Origin of the sequence: Hymenobacter cyanobacteriorum, from assembly GCF_022631375.1 — a bacterium.
In the GTDB taxonomy this organism is placed as follows: domain Bacteria; phylum Bacteroidota; class Bacteroidia; order Cytophagales; family Hymenobacteraceae; genus Hymenobacter; species Hymenobacter cyanobacteriorum.
Genome location: NZ_JALBGC010000003.1, coordinates 34370 through 48655, shown reverse-complemented (window position 1 = coordinate 48655; position 14286 = coordinate 34370). Strand labels below are relative to the sequence as shown.

General features: G+C 64.7%; 12 protein-coding genes and 1 tRNA gene. 3 read left to right on the top strand and 10 right to left on the bottom strand.

Annotated elements, in window-relative coordinates; genetic code table 11:
- Nucleotides 1-15: 15 nt before the first annotated feature.
- The 4 genes from MON38_RS10045 to msrA form a co-directional block, all read right to left on the bottom strand.
- The gene (locus MON38_RS10045) at nucleotides 16-798 is read right to left on the bottom strand and encodes an amidohydrolase (protein WP_241936036.1); all 783 of its coding nucleotides are present in this window, start codon (nucleotides 796-798) and stop codon (nucleotides 16-18) included.
- A 128-nt stretch (nucleotides 799-926) separates the two neighbouring features.
- Nucleotides 927-2081, bottom strand: coding sequence for a methionine aminotransferase (locus MON38_RS10040; protein ID WP_338423763.1), 1155 nt, complete (start codon nucleotides 2079-2081; stop codon nucleotides 927-929).
- Between the two features lie 184 nt (nucleotides 2082-2265).
- Entirely contained in the window at nucleotides 2266-6120 is a 3855-nt protein-coding gene (locus tag MON38_RS10035; RefSeq protein WP_241936035.1) for a PAS domain-containing sensor histidine kinase, read from the bottom strand.
- Nucleotides 6121-6285: 165 nt separating this feature from the next.
- Nucleotides 6286-6972, bottom strand: coding sequence for a peptide-methionine (S)-S-oxide reductase MsrA (gene msrA / locus MON38_RS10030; protein ID WP_241936034.1), 687 nt, complete (start codon nucleotides 6970-6972; stop codon nucleotides 6286-6288).
- Between the two features lie 323 nt (nucleotides 6973-7295).
- Here msrA and MON38_RS10025 point away from each other — a divergent pair, with 323 nt between their 5' ends.
- Complete coding sequence (locus MON38_RS10025) at nucleotides 7296-7694, top strand: hypothetical protein (RefSeq protein WP_241936033.1); 399 nt, start codon at nucleotides 7296-7298, stop codon at nucleotides 7692-7694.
- Nucleotides 7695-7769: 75 nt separating this feature from the next.
- Nucleotides 7770-8774: a fatty acid desaturase gene (locus MON38_RS10020; RefSeq protein ID WP_241936032.1), complete on the top strand. Its 1005-nt coding sequence runs from the start codon at nucleotides 7770-7772 to the stop codon at nucleotides 8772-8774.
- An 85-nt stretch (nucleotides 8775-8859) separates the two neighbouring features.
- Here the strand turns inward: MON38_RS10020 and MON38_RS10015 are convergent, their stop codons facing one another.
- The 5 genes from MON38_RS10015 to MON38_RS09995 form a co-directional block, all read right to left on the bottom strand.
- On the bottom strand, nucleotides 8860-9309 hold the full coding sequence (locus tag MON38_RS10015; RefSeq protein WP_241936031.1) for a hypothetical protein: 450 nt from the start codon (nucleotides 9307-9309) through the stop codon (nucleotides 8860-8862).
- 197 nt (nucleotides 9310-9506) lie between these two features.
- Entirely contained in the window at nucleotides 9507-10058 is a 552-nt protein-coding gene (locus tag MON38_RS10010; RefSeq protein WP_241936030.1) for a YceI family protein, read from the bottom strand.
- Nucleotides 10051-11229, bottom strand: a complete 1179-nt coding sequence (locus tag MON38_RS10005) for a hypothetical protein (protein ID WP_241936029.1) — start codon at nucleotides 11227-11229, stop codon at nucleotides 10051-10053. The genes MON38_RS10010 and MON38_RS10005 overlap by 8 nt, the downstream gene beginning before the upstream one ends.
- A gap of 63 nt (nucleotides 11230-11292) precedes the next feature.
- Nucleotides 11293-11691, bottom strand: coding sequence for a hypothetical protein (locus MON38_RS10000; protein ID WP_241936028.1), 399 nt, complete (start codon nucleotides 11689-11691; stop codon nucleotides 11293-11295).
- A gap of 408 nt (nucleotides 11692-12099) precedes the next feature.
- Nucleotides 12100-12414, bottom strand: coding sequence for a hypothetical protein (locus MON38_RS09995; RefSeq protein WP_241936027.1), 315 nt, complete (start codon nucleotides 12412-12414; stop codon nucleotides 12100-12102).
- A gap of 647 nt (nucleotides 12415-13061) precedes the next feature.
- On the opposite strand from MON38_RS09995, the gene MON38_RS09990 reads away from it, so the two are divergent.
- Nucleotides 13062-13137, top strand: a tRNA-Glu gene (locus MON38_RS09990).
- Here MON38_RS09990 and MON38_RS22965 read toward each other — a convergent pair.
- Nucleotides 13091-14017: an alpha/beta fold hydrolase gene (locus MON38_RS22965; RefSeq protein ID WP_422388742.1), complete on the bottom strand. Its 927-nt coding sequence runs from the start codon at nucleotides 14015-14017 to the stop codon at nucleotides 13091-13093. The genes MON38_RS09990 and MON38_RS22965 overlap by 47 nt on opposite strands.
- Nucleotides 14018-14286: the final 269 nt, after the last annotated feature.

Below are 14286 nucleotides of genomic sequence, written 5' to 3'. Positions count from 1 at the left end.
GCAGGCGCGCCAGCATTATCCCCGCAGCTCAAATGCGTCACCGTCGTTCAACGCCCCGAAACGGGCCCGGAAGACCTCCAAATCCTCCAGCCGCAACGTGTGGGTGAACACACCATCCCGCGATTCTGCTTCGACCAGGTAATTACCCTGGGCATCGAGCAGGGCCGAGTCGCCGCTGTACTCGTGGCCGGAGCCGTCGCGGCCCACGCGGTTCACGCCCAAGGCGCAGGCTACGTTTTCGATGGCGCGGGCGCGGAGTAGCGTCATCCAGGCGGTGCGGCGCACGGCGGGCCAGTTGGCCACGTAAAGCACGAGGTCGTAGGGCTCCACGGGCTGGTTGCGACTCCAGACGGGGAAGCGCAAATCGTAGCACACCAGCGGGCAGATGCGCCAGCCGCGCCAGTGCTCTATCAGGCGGGTGGTGCCGGGCGTGTAGGTGCGTTGCTCGCCGGCCAGCGTGAAGAGGTGGCGCTTGTTGTACCAGCTCAGGCCGCCATCGGGCCGGGCCCAGAGCAGGCGGTTGTAGTAGTGGCCGTGGTCTTCGATGATGACGCTACCGGTAACCACCGCGTTGTGGCGCGCGGCGGTGTCGCGCAGCCAGGCCACGGTGGCGCCCTGCATGGTTTCGGCCTGCCCGGCCGCGTCCATGCTGAAGCCGGTACTGAACATCTCGGGCAGCACAATCAAATCGGTGGGTTGCGCGAGGCTGGCCAGCAGTTGGTCGAAGTGGGCGCGGTTGGCGGCCGCATCGTGCCAGTGCAAAGCGGTTTGGACGAAGGAAACGGTGATGTCGGGCATGGTGTAGTTAATTGTCAGTTGCTCGTTGTCAGTTGCCAGTCGTTTGCGGGTGAAGGAGCGAAGGGCAATAAAGTTAATAACAGCATTTATCGTCCGGAGCCCAAAAACTGACAACTGACAACGAGCAACTAGCCGCGCAGCCGGGCCGCCGCCGCTTGCAACGTGGCGCTTTCCTTGGCGAAGCAGAACCGCACCAGCCCTTCATCAAACCCATCGTGGTAAAACGCCGAAACCGGCACCACCGCTACGCCCTTCTCGCGGGCCAGAAACTGGGCAAATTCCAGGTCGGTGGCGGGCGAAATCGAGTCGTAGCGCGCCAGTTGGAAGTAGCCGCCGGGCACGGGCAGCAGCTCGTAGCCCGCGCCGTCAAGCAGCTGGCGAAACTCGTCGCGCTTGGCTTGGTAAAAGGCGGCCAGGCCCCGGGCGTGGGCATCGTCAGGGTCTTGTTCCAGCGCGTCGGCCAGGGCGTGCTGGGTGGGCGTGCTCACCGCAAAGGTGAGGAACTGGTGCACGCGGCGCAGCTCGGCCGTGAGGGCGGGCGGGGCCACACAGTAGCCTACTTTCCAGCCGGTGGCGTGGTAGGTTTTGCCAAACGACGAGAGCACGAAGCTGCGTTCGCGCAGGGCCGGGTGCTGGCGCGCACTCATGCGCGGCGCGCCATCGAATACCAGGTGCTCGTACACCTCATCGCTGAGCACCAAGGCATCGGTGCCATCAAGCAGACGGGCCAGCTCATGCCAGTCGTCGGCGGTGAAAACGGCCCCGCTGGGGTTGTGGGGCGTATTCACAATCACCAGCCGGGTGCGGGAGGTGAGCACGCGGCGCACCGCGTCCCAGTCGGGCCGGAAGTGCGGGGCGGGCAGGCGTACGTAGCGCGGCACGCCGCCCTGCAGCCGAATGGCCGGGCCGTACAAATCATAGGCCGGCTCGAATACGAGCACCTCGTCGCCGGGCCGCACTACGGCGGCCAGCACGCCATACAGCGCCTCGGTGGCTCCGGCCGTGAGCGTAATTTCGGTGGCCGGGTCGGGGGCGGGCGCATCGGCGTGCAGGCGGGCTACCTGGGCGGCAATGGCCTCGCGCAGGCGCGGCAGGCCGGGCATGGGCGCGTACTGGTGGTGGCCGGGCGTGAGGGCGTGCCGCGCCAGCGCCTGCAGCAGCGGCTGCGGCGGGTCGTAGTCCGGAAAGCCCTGGGCGAGGTTGATGGCGCCGGTTTCCTGGGCCAGCAGGGTCATCTGGGTGAAAATGCTAACGCCCACGTCGGGCAGCTTGGAGTGGAGCACGGTTGGGGAAGAGGGGTGTTAGGGTAGAGAGTAGGGGGGAGAGGAATATGTCATGCAGAGCGCAGCGAAGCATCTCGCCCGCCACCACTAACTCAATTTTTAGCACGTCATTGATTACTGCCTGCGGGCAAGATGCTTCGCTGTGCTCTGCATGACGTTCTTATTTGATTCTCTGTCCCCAAAATCACAAATAAAGCTGGAACGTTGTGCCTTCATCCACGGCGCTGCTGACTTCGATGCGGCCGCCGTGGTTCTGCACGATGCGGTTGACGAGGTAGAGGCCCATGCCGGTGCCGTCGACGTGCGAGTGGAAGCGACGGAACAGCTGAAACAGCTGCGGCCCGTAGCGGTCCAGGTCGATGCCCAGGCCGTTGTCCTGCACGGTGATGACCGGGCGGCCCGTCGTTACGTCGGGGGCGCTGCTGAGGCGGATGCGCGGCGGGCGGGCCGGCGAGGCGTAGCGCAGCGAGTTGCTAAGCAGGTTCTGGAAAATGCTGTGCAGGTTGGGCCGCACGAACGATACCACCGGGTAAGTGGCAAAGTCGCACTCCACCAGGGCGCGGCACTGCACCATCTGGTCATGCAGGCCGTCCAGCACTTCGTCCACGAGCGGGGCCAGGTCTACGGGGCCGGGCGGCACTTCCTGCTCGAGGCGCTGCACCTGGACAATGGCCCCGAGGTCGTCGATGGTAGCGAAAATCCGCGCCAATGCCCGTTCAAAGTATCCGATGAGCTTCTGGGCCTCGGGGTCGTCGAAATTGGCCGAGCGGGTGAGTTCGGCGAAGATGCCCGCCATGTTGTTGATGGGCTGCTTGAGGTCGTGCGAGGCCGTGTACACGAAGTTGTCGAGGTCCTCGTTGGTGCGGCGCAGGCGGGCGTTGTTGGCTTCCAGCTCCAAACGCACCTGCCGGAAATCGTGCACGTCGGTGTTGGCCCCCACCCAGGTGCTGATATTGCCCTGCGCGTCGCGCAGCGACTCGGCCCGCACCAGAAACCAGCGGTAAGCGCCGTCGTGGCGGCGCCAGCGCATTTCGTGCTCCAGCATGGCGCCCGTGGCCAGGCTGTGTTGCCAGTGGCGCAGGGCTTCGGGCATGTCGTCGGGATGCACCACGCTTTCCCAGTTCCAGTCCTTCAGGGCTTCAAAGTGCAGGCCAGTGTAGTCGTACCAGCGCTGGTTGCAATAGTTGATGCTGCCATCGGGGCGGGCCGTCCAGGCCAGCTGGGGCAGGGTTTCGAGCAATTGCTTGAAGCGGGCCTGGCTGTGCAGCACCTGCTCCTGCAGCACGCGCAGTTGGTGCACGTCGGTGTTGGTGCCGTACCACTTCAGCAGCTGGCCGCCGGCATCGCGGCGGGCCTGGGCCTGGCCCAGAAACCAGCGGTACTCGCCATCGTAGCGGCGCAGGCGGAACTCGGCCTCGTAGTAGCGCTGCGTGGCCAGGGCGGCCTGCCACCGGTTCTGCATGTGCGGGCGGTCGGCGGGGTGCACAAAGCTGAGCCAGTGCGCGGCCCCGTTCTGCTCCATGCCCACGCCCAGGTAGGCGGCGGTGCGGTGGTTGTAGTAGTCCACGGTGCCGTCGGGCCGGGCCGTCCACACCTGCTGCGGAATGCTCTCGGCCTGAATGCGCTGCTCCTCCTCGCTCTCGGCCAGCTGCTGCTGCAGCTGGCGCAGGGCTGTCACGTCGGTGTTGGTGCCAAACCAGCGCACCACTTTCCCGGCAACATCCCGAATAGGCCGCGCCCGGCTTAGGAACCAGCGAAACTCGCCGTCGTGGCGGCGCAGCGGGAACGTGTCTTCCCAGGGCTGCTCCGAGCGCAGGGCGGCCAGGTAGCGGGCATTCACGGCATCGCGCAGCACGGGGTCGTGCACCTGCTGCCAGCCGTGGCCCTGCATCTGCTCGGAGGTGAGGCCGGTGTAGTCGTGCCAGCGTTGGTTGTACCAGAACACGGAGCCGCGTGGGTCGGCCATCCAGGCCAGCTGGGCCATGTTGTCGGCCAGGGCCGCGAAGTCTTCGCGGCTGCGGGCCAGCTCCGCGGTGCGCTCATGCAGGTCGTGCACCTCCGTGGTGGCCGCGCTGAATCCGGCCAGTTCACCATCCGGCCCCTGGTAGGGCTGGGCGCGGGTTTGCACCCAGCGCAGTTCGCCATCGTGGCGGCGGCAGCGGAAAGTGGCTTCCCACGGTTCGCCGGCCTGCATGGCAGCCCGGGCTATGGCCTGCACGGCACTTAAGTCGTCGGGAGGCAAGCTGGCCCAGCCATTTTCCACGGGCTCGGCCGGGTCGCGGCCGGTGTATTCGTAGAAGTAGGGGTTGAGGTAGGTGAGCAAGCCGTGCCGGTCAAAATTGGCAATGAACACCGGCATGGCCTGCGTAATGGCGCGCAGCTGCTCGTCGCGTTGGTCTACCTCGCGGGCCAGCAGGGCGGCTTGGCGGCGGGCCAGCACCCGCTCGCTCACATCAATGGCAAACGTGAGAATGCCGCTGACACGGCCGCTCGTGTCGTGCATGGGCAGAAACGAGAAGTTGAAGTATTGTTCCGAGCCGGGTTTATCGTCGGGGTTCAGCAGCGTCGGCATCTCCTGGCCAATGAAGGCCTCGCCGGTGCGGTACACGTTATCGAGCAGGGCCAGGTAGCCCTGGGCTTCCACGCCGGGCTGCAGCTGGGCCAGCGTGGCACCCAGGCGCGGGCGCTGGCCCATCACGCGGGCATAGCCTTCGTTGAAAAACGTGTAGCGGTGTCTGGGCCCCTCAAAAGCGGCGATGTAGGCCGGCGCCTGGGCCAGAATCTGGCTCAGCAGGCGGTCCTTGGTTTCGAGGTGGCGCTGGGTTTCGCGCAGCTCGTGCACGTCCAGCATGTAGCCGTTGCGGCGCAGCAGCTGGCCGTCGGCCCCAAACTCGGGCACGGCTTCGGTGATAAACCAGCGGTACTGCCCGTCGGCCCCGCGCAGGCGCACCTCTACCCGCCCCAGGCGCGGCGACTCGATGCTTTCGGCAATTTCACTTTGGGCGCGGCGCTGGTCGTCGGGGTGCAGGATGCGGGGCCACTGCGTGTCGACTTCGGCCCAGCCCGTACCCGGGGGCAGGCCCGTGTACTGGTACCACTGCGGGCTCATGTAGGTGGTGCGGCCCTGGGCATCGGTCACGAAGGTGATGAAGGGCAGCACCTCGGCCTGGCGGCGCAGGCGCAGGTCGCCCACGCTGGCGCGCACCTGCGCCTGCGCGGTTTGCTGGCGGGCCAGCACCTGGGTGGTTACGTCAACGGCAAAGCTCATCACGCCGGTTACCACGCCCGCGGCATCGCGCAGGGGCTGGTAGGAGTAGTCGAGGTAGTAGGTCTGCAGCTGGCCGGTGGCCGGGTCGAGCAGCTGCAGGCCGGCTGCTTCATCGGTCACGGTCAGGCCGGTGCGGTACACGTGGTCGAGCAGCGAAACGAGGTTTTGCTCCAGCAGCTCCGGAAAACATTCGAGTACGGGCAGTCCCAGCTGGGCCCGTCCCTGGGTTAGCGCATCGTAAGCGGCGTTGGTGAAGGCGAAGCGGTGGTCGGGCCCCTCCACAGTGGCGATGATGGCCGGCGAACTGGCCAGAATCTGCTGCAATTGCTCGGCGTTGGGGCCGGGTGGGCCCACAGTCGCGCTCACGTCGGTCAGGCGCAACAGGTGGTAGCGAATGGCCCCCGCCGTGCCCATGCCGCCCGCTGTCACCGGCTGAATGGTGGCCTTCCAGTAGCGCGACCCGGGCCGGCCAGCTGCCGGAAGCTGCCACGAAGGCGCCAGCACCTGGGCGCTGCCCGACTGTGCCGCATGTAGGGCGGCCGCCCAGCTCTCGGCCGGGGCCAGCACGTGGCCGGCCGCCACCAGGGCCGCGTGCAAGGTGCGCAGGGGCTGGTTGGCCACGCCCGCGGCCTGCGCTTCGTTGCCGAGCAGGGCACAGGCCGCCGCGTTCAGGCCCAGCACGGTGCCCGTGGGGGCCAGCACGGCATGCGGCGCGGGCAAGGCCCCAAGCAGCAGCTGAAAGTCCAGGTCGGGGGCGAAAAGTGCGGGCATAGGGAGCGGGAAGGGCCACCCACGCGGCAAGGGTAAATCGGGCGCGGGCGGCTTGGGTGTTCAAAGATAGAATTCCTGCCGGCCCGAAAGGGACAAATGCAAACTGCCCCGGCCGAAACTCGGCCGGGGCAGGGCAGGCGTCGGCGAACGCGCCGTTTGCCGGGGTTACAGCGGGCTCTTCAGGTCTTTGGCGAAGGCGCGCTGCACGTGCTCGACTTTGCGGGCCGATACGTTGGTGATGTAGGGGTTTTCGGGGTGCAGGCGGTAGTAGCCCTGGTGGTAGTCCTCGGCGGGCCAGAATTTCTGGAAGGGCAGCACCTGGGTCACGATTTTGCCGCTGTATTCTTTGGCCCCGTTCACGCGGGCAATGGTGCTTTCGAGAATTTGCTTTTCCTCGGGCGTGCGGTAGAAGGCGGCCGAACGGTACTCCGGCCCCACGTCGTTGCCCTGACGATTAAGCTGCGTGGGGTCGTGCGAGGCCGTGAAGAAGATGTCGGCCAGCTTCTGGTAGCTGATGACCTTGGGGTCGTAGTAAATCTGGACGGTTTCGGTGTGGCCGGTGTTCTGGGCCGCCACTTCCTCGTAGGTTGGGTTGGCCTTGGTGCCGCCGGCGTAGCCGCTCACCACCTGCTTCACGCCTTTAATCTGCTCAAAGGCTTCCTCCTGCGCCCAGAAGCAGCCGCCGGCAAACGTGGCCATGGCCAGCCCGTTGAGGTTGGCCGGTGCAAAGCCGGCCGTGGAGCGCGGCGGGTTCTGGGTTTCGGCCGCCGCTTCGGCGGTAGGCTGCGAGCCGCAGGCAAACAGCAGGGCCAGCGCACTCAGGCTGGCAAGGGATTTCAGACGGGTTTTCATAAAAGAGGAATAATCGAAAGTAAGTCAAGCCCGGCCGGCGGGCGTCGCAATGGTAGACGGCATTCGGCGCCCGGCCTTACACCGTTGCGTGCCGATATACGCAGTGCCTGCGCATCCGGCCTTGCCCGCCCAACACTGGCCGCGGCCACGGCTTAAGTGAGGCTGGTTTGTCGTTTTTTTGCATGTGCTTATCTACGTATTAATAACGATTTAGAGGCTATTTAAGGGCGTTTAACTATCATTATTAAGTATAAAATGCAGTAAAATCCACCGGTTGATACGTATTTACCGTAAGGGTGCGGACTGCCACGTTTGTCTGCTCGATGTCGCTCCAACTTTTACTGCACGAACCCCACATTGCCATTTCCTACGACCACCTGCAGGAGTGGCTATACGCCGACTGGCAGGGCGAGCAGAACCTGGCCAGCGTGCAGCAAGGCGCCCACGCCATGTTGCAACTGCTAGGCCAGCAGCGCTGCCACAAAGTGCTGAACGACAACCGCCACGTAACCGGTATGTGGAGCGAGGCCGCCGAATGGGCCGGCAACGAGTGGTTTCCGGCCATGATGGCCGCCGGCCTGCGCTACTTTGCCTGGGTGTATTCGCCCAACGTCTACAGCCGCCTGTCCACCGACCTCACGCTGCAGTTCACGCGCGGCAACGCCGTCATTGCCACCTTCGACGACGTGGAAACGGCCCGCGCCTGGCTGGCACAGGTGTAGTCACTCCCGCTTTGGTGTAGATTTGTAGGAACCCCGCAACCGCCGCTTCCGGCTTTTTCGGTTTGCCCGCTCCTTATGGCTTCTGCCCCTACTGCCTTCACTGTGGCCACCGCGCCCGAGCCGCATCGCATCCGCACCCGTCAGATTATCAAGGCCCACCCCGAGGTGAAACAGCTGATGACGCGCAACCCCGCCACTTTCCTCATCGGGCTGGGGTGCGTGGTGGCGCAGGTAGCCATTGCGTACTTTTTGCGTAACCAGGCCTGGTACTGGACCATTCCGGTGGCCTACCTGGTGGGGGCGTTTTTCTCGCACACGCTGTTTGTGGTCATTCACGAAGCAGCCCACAACCTCGTGTTCCGCAAGCTGTGGCAGAACGTGGCCACCGGCATTCTGGCCAACTTCCCGTCGGTGTTTCCCACGGCCATCAGCTTCAAGAATTTCCACATCAAGCACCACGTTTTTCAGGGCGTGCACGAGCTCGATGCCGACCTGCCTGACTGGTACGAGGCCAAGCTGATTCACAACTACAGCATTGGCAAGGCCATCTGGCTGTTTTTCTTCCCGCTGTTTCAGGTCATCCGCACGGCGCGCTGCCGCGAGGTGGCCACGATTGACAAATACGTGGCGGCCAACATCGTAGCGCAAGTGGCCTTCGATGCGGCCATTGTCTACTTCTTTGGCTGGACGGCCTTGCTCTACCTGTTCCTGAGCTTCTGGTTCTCCGTCGGCCTGCACCCGCTCGGGGCCCGCTGGATTCAGGAGCACTACCTCACGCTGAGCGACTCGCAGGAAACCTATTCCTACTACGGCCGCCTCAACGGCATCAACCTCAACGTGGGCTTCCACAACGAGCACCACGACATGCCCAGCATTCCGTGGAACAACTTGCCCAAGCTCAAAACCGTGGCGCCCGAGTTCTACGAGCCGCTGCTGGCCCACCGCAGCTACACCAAGCTGTTTTTCAAATTCCTGTTCGACCAGGAAATCAGCCTCTACTCGCGCATCATGCGCAAGGAGCGCGGCACCGCCACCCTCAAAGACCAGAGCGTGCCCGACAAGGAGCTGCTGTCGGCCTAGCGTTTCCGCGCAATGTGTACCCCATCAGCAAGGCCGCCCCGCTGGGCCGCCTTTGGGGGCGACAGCCCGGTGAAAAGGTGCTTGTTTATTGGCTGACAACGGCGCACGGGGTGGCCGAAATACTGCCCAGCACGATGTGCGGGATAGAAAACGGCGCCTGGTTGGCGGTGCAAACCCGCGGGGTTGCCTTGCGGGTTGGGTCGGTGTTGTAGGTGAAGTAGATGCGCTGGCCGCGCTTGTTGAGGGACCCGAAATCGGCCGAATTGGTGGCGGCAATAACGTTGGTATTGCCCAGGCTGTCGGGCGCGGTATAGGCTTTGATGGACTGCCCGATGGGGAACTGGCTGTCTACCTGGATGAGGACGCCGTCCCAGCACCGGTCGTTCAGCACCACGCCCGAATAGCACGTGGTGCCCGGGCCTGGGAAGCAGATGGTTGGGGTGGGAAGGGTTTCGGAATCGCTGGCCTTATCGCAGCCCGATAAGCAACCAATGGCTAGCATGGACAGGCCCAGCACAGAGAACAAACGTGGCATATGATAACGCATAACAGCACTGGAACATCCCAGCCATGCCCTCCTGACCGGCAAGCGGCCTACCGCGTTGCGTGAGGGCGCAAAAAAAAAGCGGCTGCCCCGGTTGGAGCAGCCGCTTTTTTTGTGGCGTGCACGTTGCGACTTCGCGCATCAGGTCCGGCTAAAACGCGGACTGGCAACGTGCTCACAACGGCGAATTAGGCCTGCTTGGCAAACTGCACGTTGAAGAGCAGCTTCACGTCCTCGCCTACCACGATGGCGCCGGCTTCCGTCACGGCGCCCCAGGTCAGGCCAAATTCCTTGCGGTTGATTTTGCCGATTACTTCGAAGCCGGCCTTGTGGTTGCCGTAGAAATCGACGGCCGAACCGCCGTATTCGGCTTCCAGGGTTACGGGCTTAGTCACGTCTTTCACCGTCAAGTTGCCGGTTACTTTGTACTCGTTGCCGCTGGTCTTCACAAACGAAGTCGACTCGAACTTGATGTGCGGGAACTTGGCCGAATCGAAGAAATCCTCGCCGCGCAGGTGGGCATCGCGCTGCTCCTGGTTGGTGTTGATGCTGTCTACGTCGAGCGAAAACTCCACTTTGGCGTTGTCAAAATCGTCGTCGCTGTTCGACTCCAGCGTGCCGGCGAACGTGTTGAACGAGCCCGTGACGGTGGAAATCACGAGGTGCTTGATTTTGAACTGAACTTCGGAGTGGGTCGGGTCGAGGGTCCACTTAGTAGCGGCGGCGGTGGTATCAGACATGGGGTTGAAGAGTTAAGTTGGGGTTGAAATGCGATGCAAAGATAAACGATGTATCTACATAAAATGTTGATACACGAATTATTTTTTTTCCTGTATTCGCATGGCGGCGAAAGCCTGGGCCGGCGCAAGGCGCGGCGTGCCGTTCTTTAGGCCTCGGTTTTTCTGAATACCCGTTTCCATGCGTCTTTTGTTGCTTTCGGGGCTGCTGAGCCTGAGGCTGGCCGGCCCGGTTCTGGCCCAAAGCCTGCCCGTGCTTTCGCAAAACCCACCCGCCCTGCGCTGGCAGCAGGTGCGCACGCCCCATTTCAAAGTGCTCTACGCCGACGGGCTCGACTCGGCGGCCCAGCGCACGGCCGCCCGGCTCGAGCAGCTGCACGGCCCGGGCGTGGCCACGCTGGGCGTAACTCCGCGCCCGATTTCGGTGGTGATGCAAAGCCAGACCACCGTCAGCAACGGCTTCGTGACGTTTTTGCCCCGGCACGCCGAATTTTTCATCACGCCCGAGCAGGGGCTGGGCCTGGGCACCGTCGACTGGCTCGACGGGCTGGTGGTGCACGAGTTCCGGCACGTGGGGCAGTTCGAGAAGGCTCGGCAGGGCGTGGGCCGGGTGCTGGGCCCGCTGCTGGGCGATGGCGCACTGGGCGTGGCCGCCGTGGGCGTGCCGCAGTGGTTTTTCGAGGGCGATGCCGTGGGCACCGAAACGGCCCTCACCCGCAGCGGGCGCGGGCGCATTCCGTACTTCAATGTAGGCCTGCGGGCTAACCTGCACAGCGGCTTCCTTTATTCTTATCAGAAGGCCGCGAATGGTTCGCTGCGCGACAACGTGCCCGACTGGTACGTGCTGGGCTACTTCATGACGTCGTACCTGAAAGCCCACTACGGCCCCGACGTGTGGAGCCGCGTGCTCGACCGCTACTACCGCTTTCCTTTCTATCCGTTCTCGTTTTCCAACGGCATCCGGCGCACCACGGGCCTCACGGTTGAGCAGCTTTACGACCGCAGCATGGCCGAAATCGATTCGCTGTGGTGGGTGCAGCAGCGCGACCAGCCGGCCGTTACGCCAGTGCGGGAATTCAAGGCGGCAGCTTCGGGCAAGGTCTTTACCCAATACCAATACCCACAGTACGTGAACGACAGCACGGTGCTGGTGTTGAAATCGGGCCTGGGCCATATTGCGCAGCTCGTGCTGCTAAGCCGGCATGGGGCCGAGCGGACGTTATTTGTGCCGGGCCAGCTAAACATCCCCGAAATGCTGTCGGTGAACGGCGGCAAAGCCGTGTGGCCCGAGTACCAGCAAAACGCCCGCTGGGGCCAGCAAATAGCCTCCGAGCTGAAGGTGCTGGACTTGCAAACCGGCCACCTCACGCGCATTGGCCGGGGCCAGCGCTACTCGGCCGCCGCCCTCTCGCCCGATGGCCGCCGCCTGGTAGCCGCTCGCACCGATGCCGCCTACCACCACGCCCTCGTGCTGCTGGATGCGCAAACCGGGGCCGAAATTCAAACCCTGCCCAACCCCGCCAACGACTTCTACCAGCAGCCGCGCTGGCACCCCGATGGCCGCCGCATAGTTGCCGTGGCCCTGCGCCCGGCCGGCAAAACCCTGGTGCTGCTCGACCCTGCCGGGCCAGCCCACGACCTACTGCCCGTGGCCAACGTGAACCTGGCCAACCCCCAACCCTGGCGCGACTTCGTGCTCTACAATTCTGCCCAATCGGGCACCGACAACCTCTACGCCGTGAGCACCCGTACCGGCCAGTCGTACCGCGTTACTTCGCGGCCGTTTGGGGCATACCATGCCGCCGTGGCTCCCAGCGCACGTACGCTGGCTTTCCACGACTACCGCGCCACCGGAGCCCGGGTAGTCGAAATGCCCCTCGATACGCTGGTCTGGACAGCAATACCAGCCGCGCAAAATGACCCGCCCGGCCCCTACGCCGCTGCGCTGGCCGCCCAGGAGCCCGCCGGACGGTTGGTGCCGCGTCTGCTTGCCCGGCCCGACTCGGCCGCCGCGTCGCGCTACGGCGTACGGCGCTACCAGCCACTAGCGCACGCCTTCAACCTGTTCAGCTATGGCGTGGTGCAGAGCCTGGTAGGCAATTCGGTGGCCGTGGGCCTGCGCTCGCAGGACTTGCTGAACACCACGCAGCTGTTCGCCGGCCTTGGCTACGACCAGACGGAGCGCACCTTCAGCGGCACGGCGGCCCTGAGCTACCAGGGCCGCTACCCGATTTTCGATGCCGACTTCACCTACGGCGGGCGCGATGCAACCGTAATAAATCAGGGCCAACTGCTGCGCGACCAGTGGCAGTACGCCCGCCTCACGGCCGGGGTGCGGCTGCCGCTCAACCTCACGCATTCCAAGTATTTGCAGGGATTGAATATCGGGGCTTACCTGTTGCACGAGCAGGTGTTCGGCTACGACTTGCCCGTGCGCCGGGCCACCGAGGTTTCGGCCACCCGCCCGCTCAACGCACTGCAAACGTCCGTTAGCTACGTCTCCCAGCTCAAGCGTAGCGCCCGCGACGTGGCCCCGCGCGGCGGCTGGGCGCTGCTGGGCACCGGGCGCACCACGCCTTTCGGCCGCGGGCTGATGGCGCGGCAGTGGGGCGGGCAGGCCAGCCTGTACCTGCCCGGCCTGCGCCCGCACGATGCCCTGCGCCTACGGGCCAGCTACCAGTGGCAGGACCAGACGCAGTACCAGTTTGCACCCGTCGTCAGCATTCCGCGCGGCGAGGGCTACACCAGCTTCGACCGCCTGAGCGTGCTTAGTCTCGACTATAACCTGCCGCTGGCCTTCACGCACTGGGAACTGGGCCGCGTGCTCTATGTGCAGCGCCTGCGGGCCGTCGCATTCGGCGATGTGGCCCGCGGCAACGATTTCCGGAGCGCGGCTGCCAGCTACACCTACCGCAACGCGGGCATCGACGTACTGGCCCTGTTCAACGTGCTGCGCCTGCGCACCCCGCTCGAAGGCGGCGTGCGCGTGACGTACCGGGGCGCGGTGGGGCAGTGGCTGGTAGAGCCGCTGGCTTTCAGCTTGCGGCTGTGAACCGGGGCGTTGCCCCCGGCTGCCCCGCCACCCGCCCGCCCGCTACCGGGCAGCAGCCAGGGCCATCCCAGCTCACTGCTGTGCCGGCGGGCAGGGCCAGTGGGCACCCCAGAAACCGGCCAATGGCTGCCAGCGTGGCCTCGGGCGCGGTGAGGTGCGGAAAATGCCCGCTCGTGTTAATGATAACCAGCTGGCTGTCGGGCAATTGCTCGTGCAGGTAATAGCCCACGCCCAGCGGCACCATCATGTCGCGGGCGGGCTGCACAATGAGGGCGGGCGTGCTCAGCAGCGGCAGGGCCAGCCGGCTGTCGTTGAAGAAAGCCACCCGGGCCAGGTGGCGCAGCACGCCGGGGTTGGTGCTGGCGAAGCTGCTGGTCAGCCCCATTATTAGGTCGGGCCGGCTGGCGTCGCCAATGGCCACCGGGGCGAAGGCCTGCGCCCATTCGTCCTGGTTATTTTCGAGGCTGGCGAGCAGCTCCTCCACGTCGCCGGGCTCGAAACCGCCCGCGTAGTCGCGGCCGTTCAGGAAGCGTGGCGAGGGGGCCAGCAGCACCAGGTTGGCAAACCGGGCGGGCTCGCGCACGGCCGCCAGCACCCCAATCATCGCCCCAATGGAATGGCCCACGAACACCGCGCCGCTGAGGTCGAGAGTCCGCAGCACGTCGAGCAGGTCGGTGGCGTGGCCGGCCAGGCTGCCGTGGCGCTCGCGGCTGTACTCGCCCAGCCGCGAGCCGCCGGTGCCCACCAAATCGAGCCGCACCACGCGGTAATGGGCTTCAAAAGCCGGCAGCAGCGGCTGCCAGACGGCTTGGGTGCAGCCCAGGCCGTGCAGCAGCACCAGGGCCTGCCGGCCCCGGCCCGATACGTGCACGTTGCTGCGCGATAAAACAAGGGAGCCGGCGTTGTTCATAGGAAGCAGGAGCAGGTAGAGAAATAGGCTGTCCTCGGCGTAAAAAATCGGGCAGTCGGCGGGCGGGCAACCCGGTGCAAACGGGCATTCCGTCTAGGGTTCGGAGCGGATTCCCAGCGTGGGAAATGCGCTGGCTGGGCTGCTGACCCGGTTTTTACTCGAAGAATCAGGAAACAAGGGTTTTAGCGGGACAGTGAATAATGAACTGGCTGTTGAGGCCGTTTTACCGGCGTAAAAAATCAAAAACCCATCCAAACGACTGCCGCCCT

Bases quoted from the DNA above. Each gene is read 5' to 3' on its own strand.
- MON38_RS10025 (WP_241936033.1), top strand. From the start codon at position 7,296: ATGTCGCTCCAACTTTTACTGCACGAACCCCACATTGCCATTTCCTAC.
- MON38_RS10035 (WP_241936035.1), bottom strand. From the start codon at position 6,120: ATGCCCGCACTTTTCGCCCCCGACCTGGACTTTCAGCTGCTGCTTGGG.
- MON38_RS10005 (WP_241936029.1), bottom strand. From the start codon at position 11,229: ATGGCCCAGGCCCGATTTCAACACCAGCACCGTGCTGTCGTTCACGTA.
- MON38_RS09995 (WP_241936027.1), bottom strand. From the start codon at position 12,414: ATGCGTGAGGTTGAGCGGCAGCCGCACCCCGGCCGTGAGGCGGGCGTA.
- MON38_RS10020 (WP_241936032.1), top strand. From the start codon at position 7,770: ATGGCTTCTGCCCCTACTGCCTTCACTGTGGCCACCGCGCCCGAGCCG.
- MON38_RS10015 (WP_241936031.1), bottom strand. From the start codon at position 9,309: ATGCCACGTTTGTTCTCTGTGCTGGGCCTGTCCATGCTAGCCATTGGT.
- MON38_RS10045 (WP_241936036.1), bottom strand. From the start codon at position 798: ATGCCCGACATCACCGTTTCCTTCGTCCAAACCGCTTTGCACTGGCAC.
- msrA (WP_241936034.1), bottom strand. From the start codon at position 6,972: ATGAAAACCCGTCTGAAATCCCTTGCCAGCCTGAGTGCGCTGGCCCTG.
- MON38_RS22965 (WP_422388742.1), bottom strand. From the start codon at position 14,017: ATGAACAACGCCGGCTCCCTTGTTTTATCGCGCAGCAACGTGCACGTA.
- MON38_RS10010 (WP_241936030.1), bottom strand. From the start codon at position 10,058: ATGTCTGATACCACCGCCGCCGCTACTAAGTGGACCCTCGACCCGACC.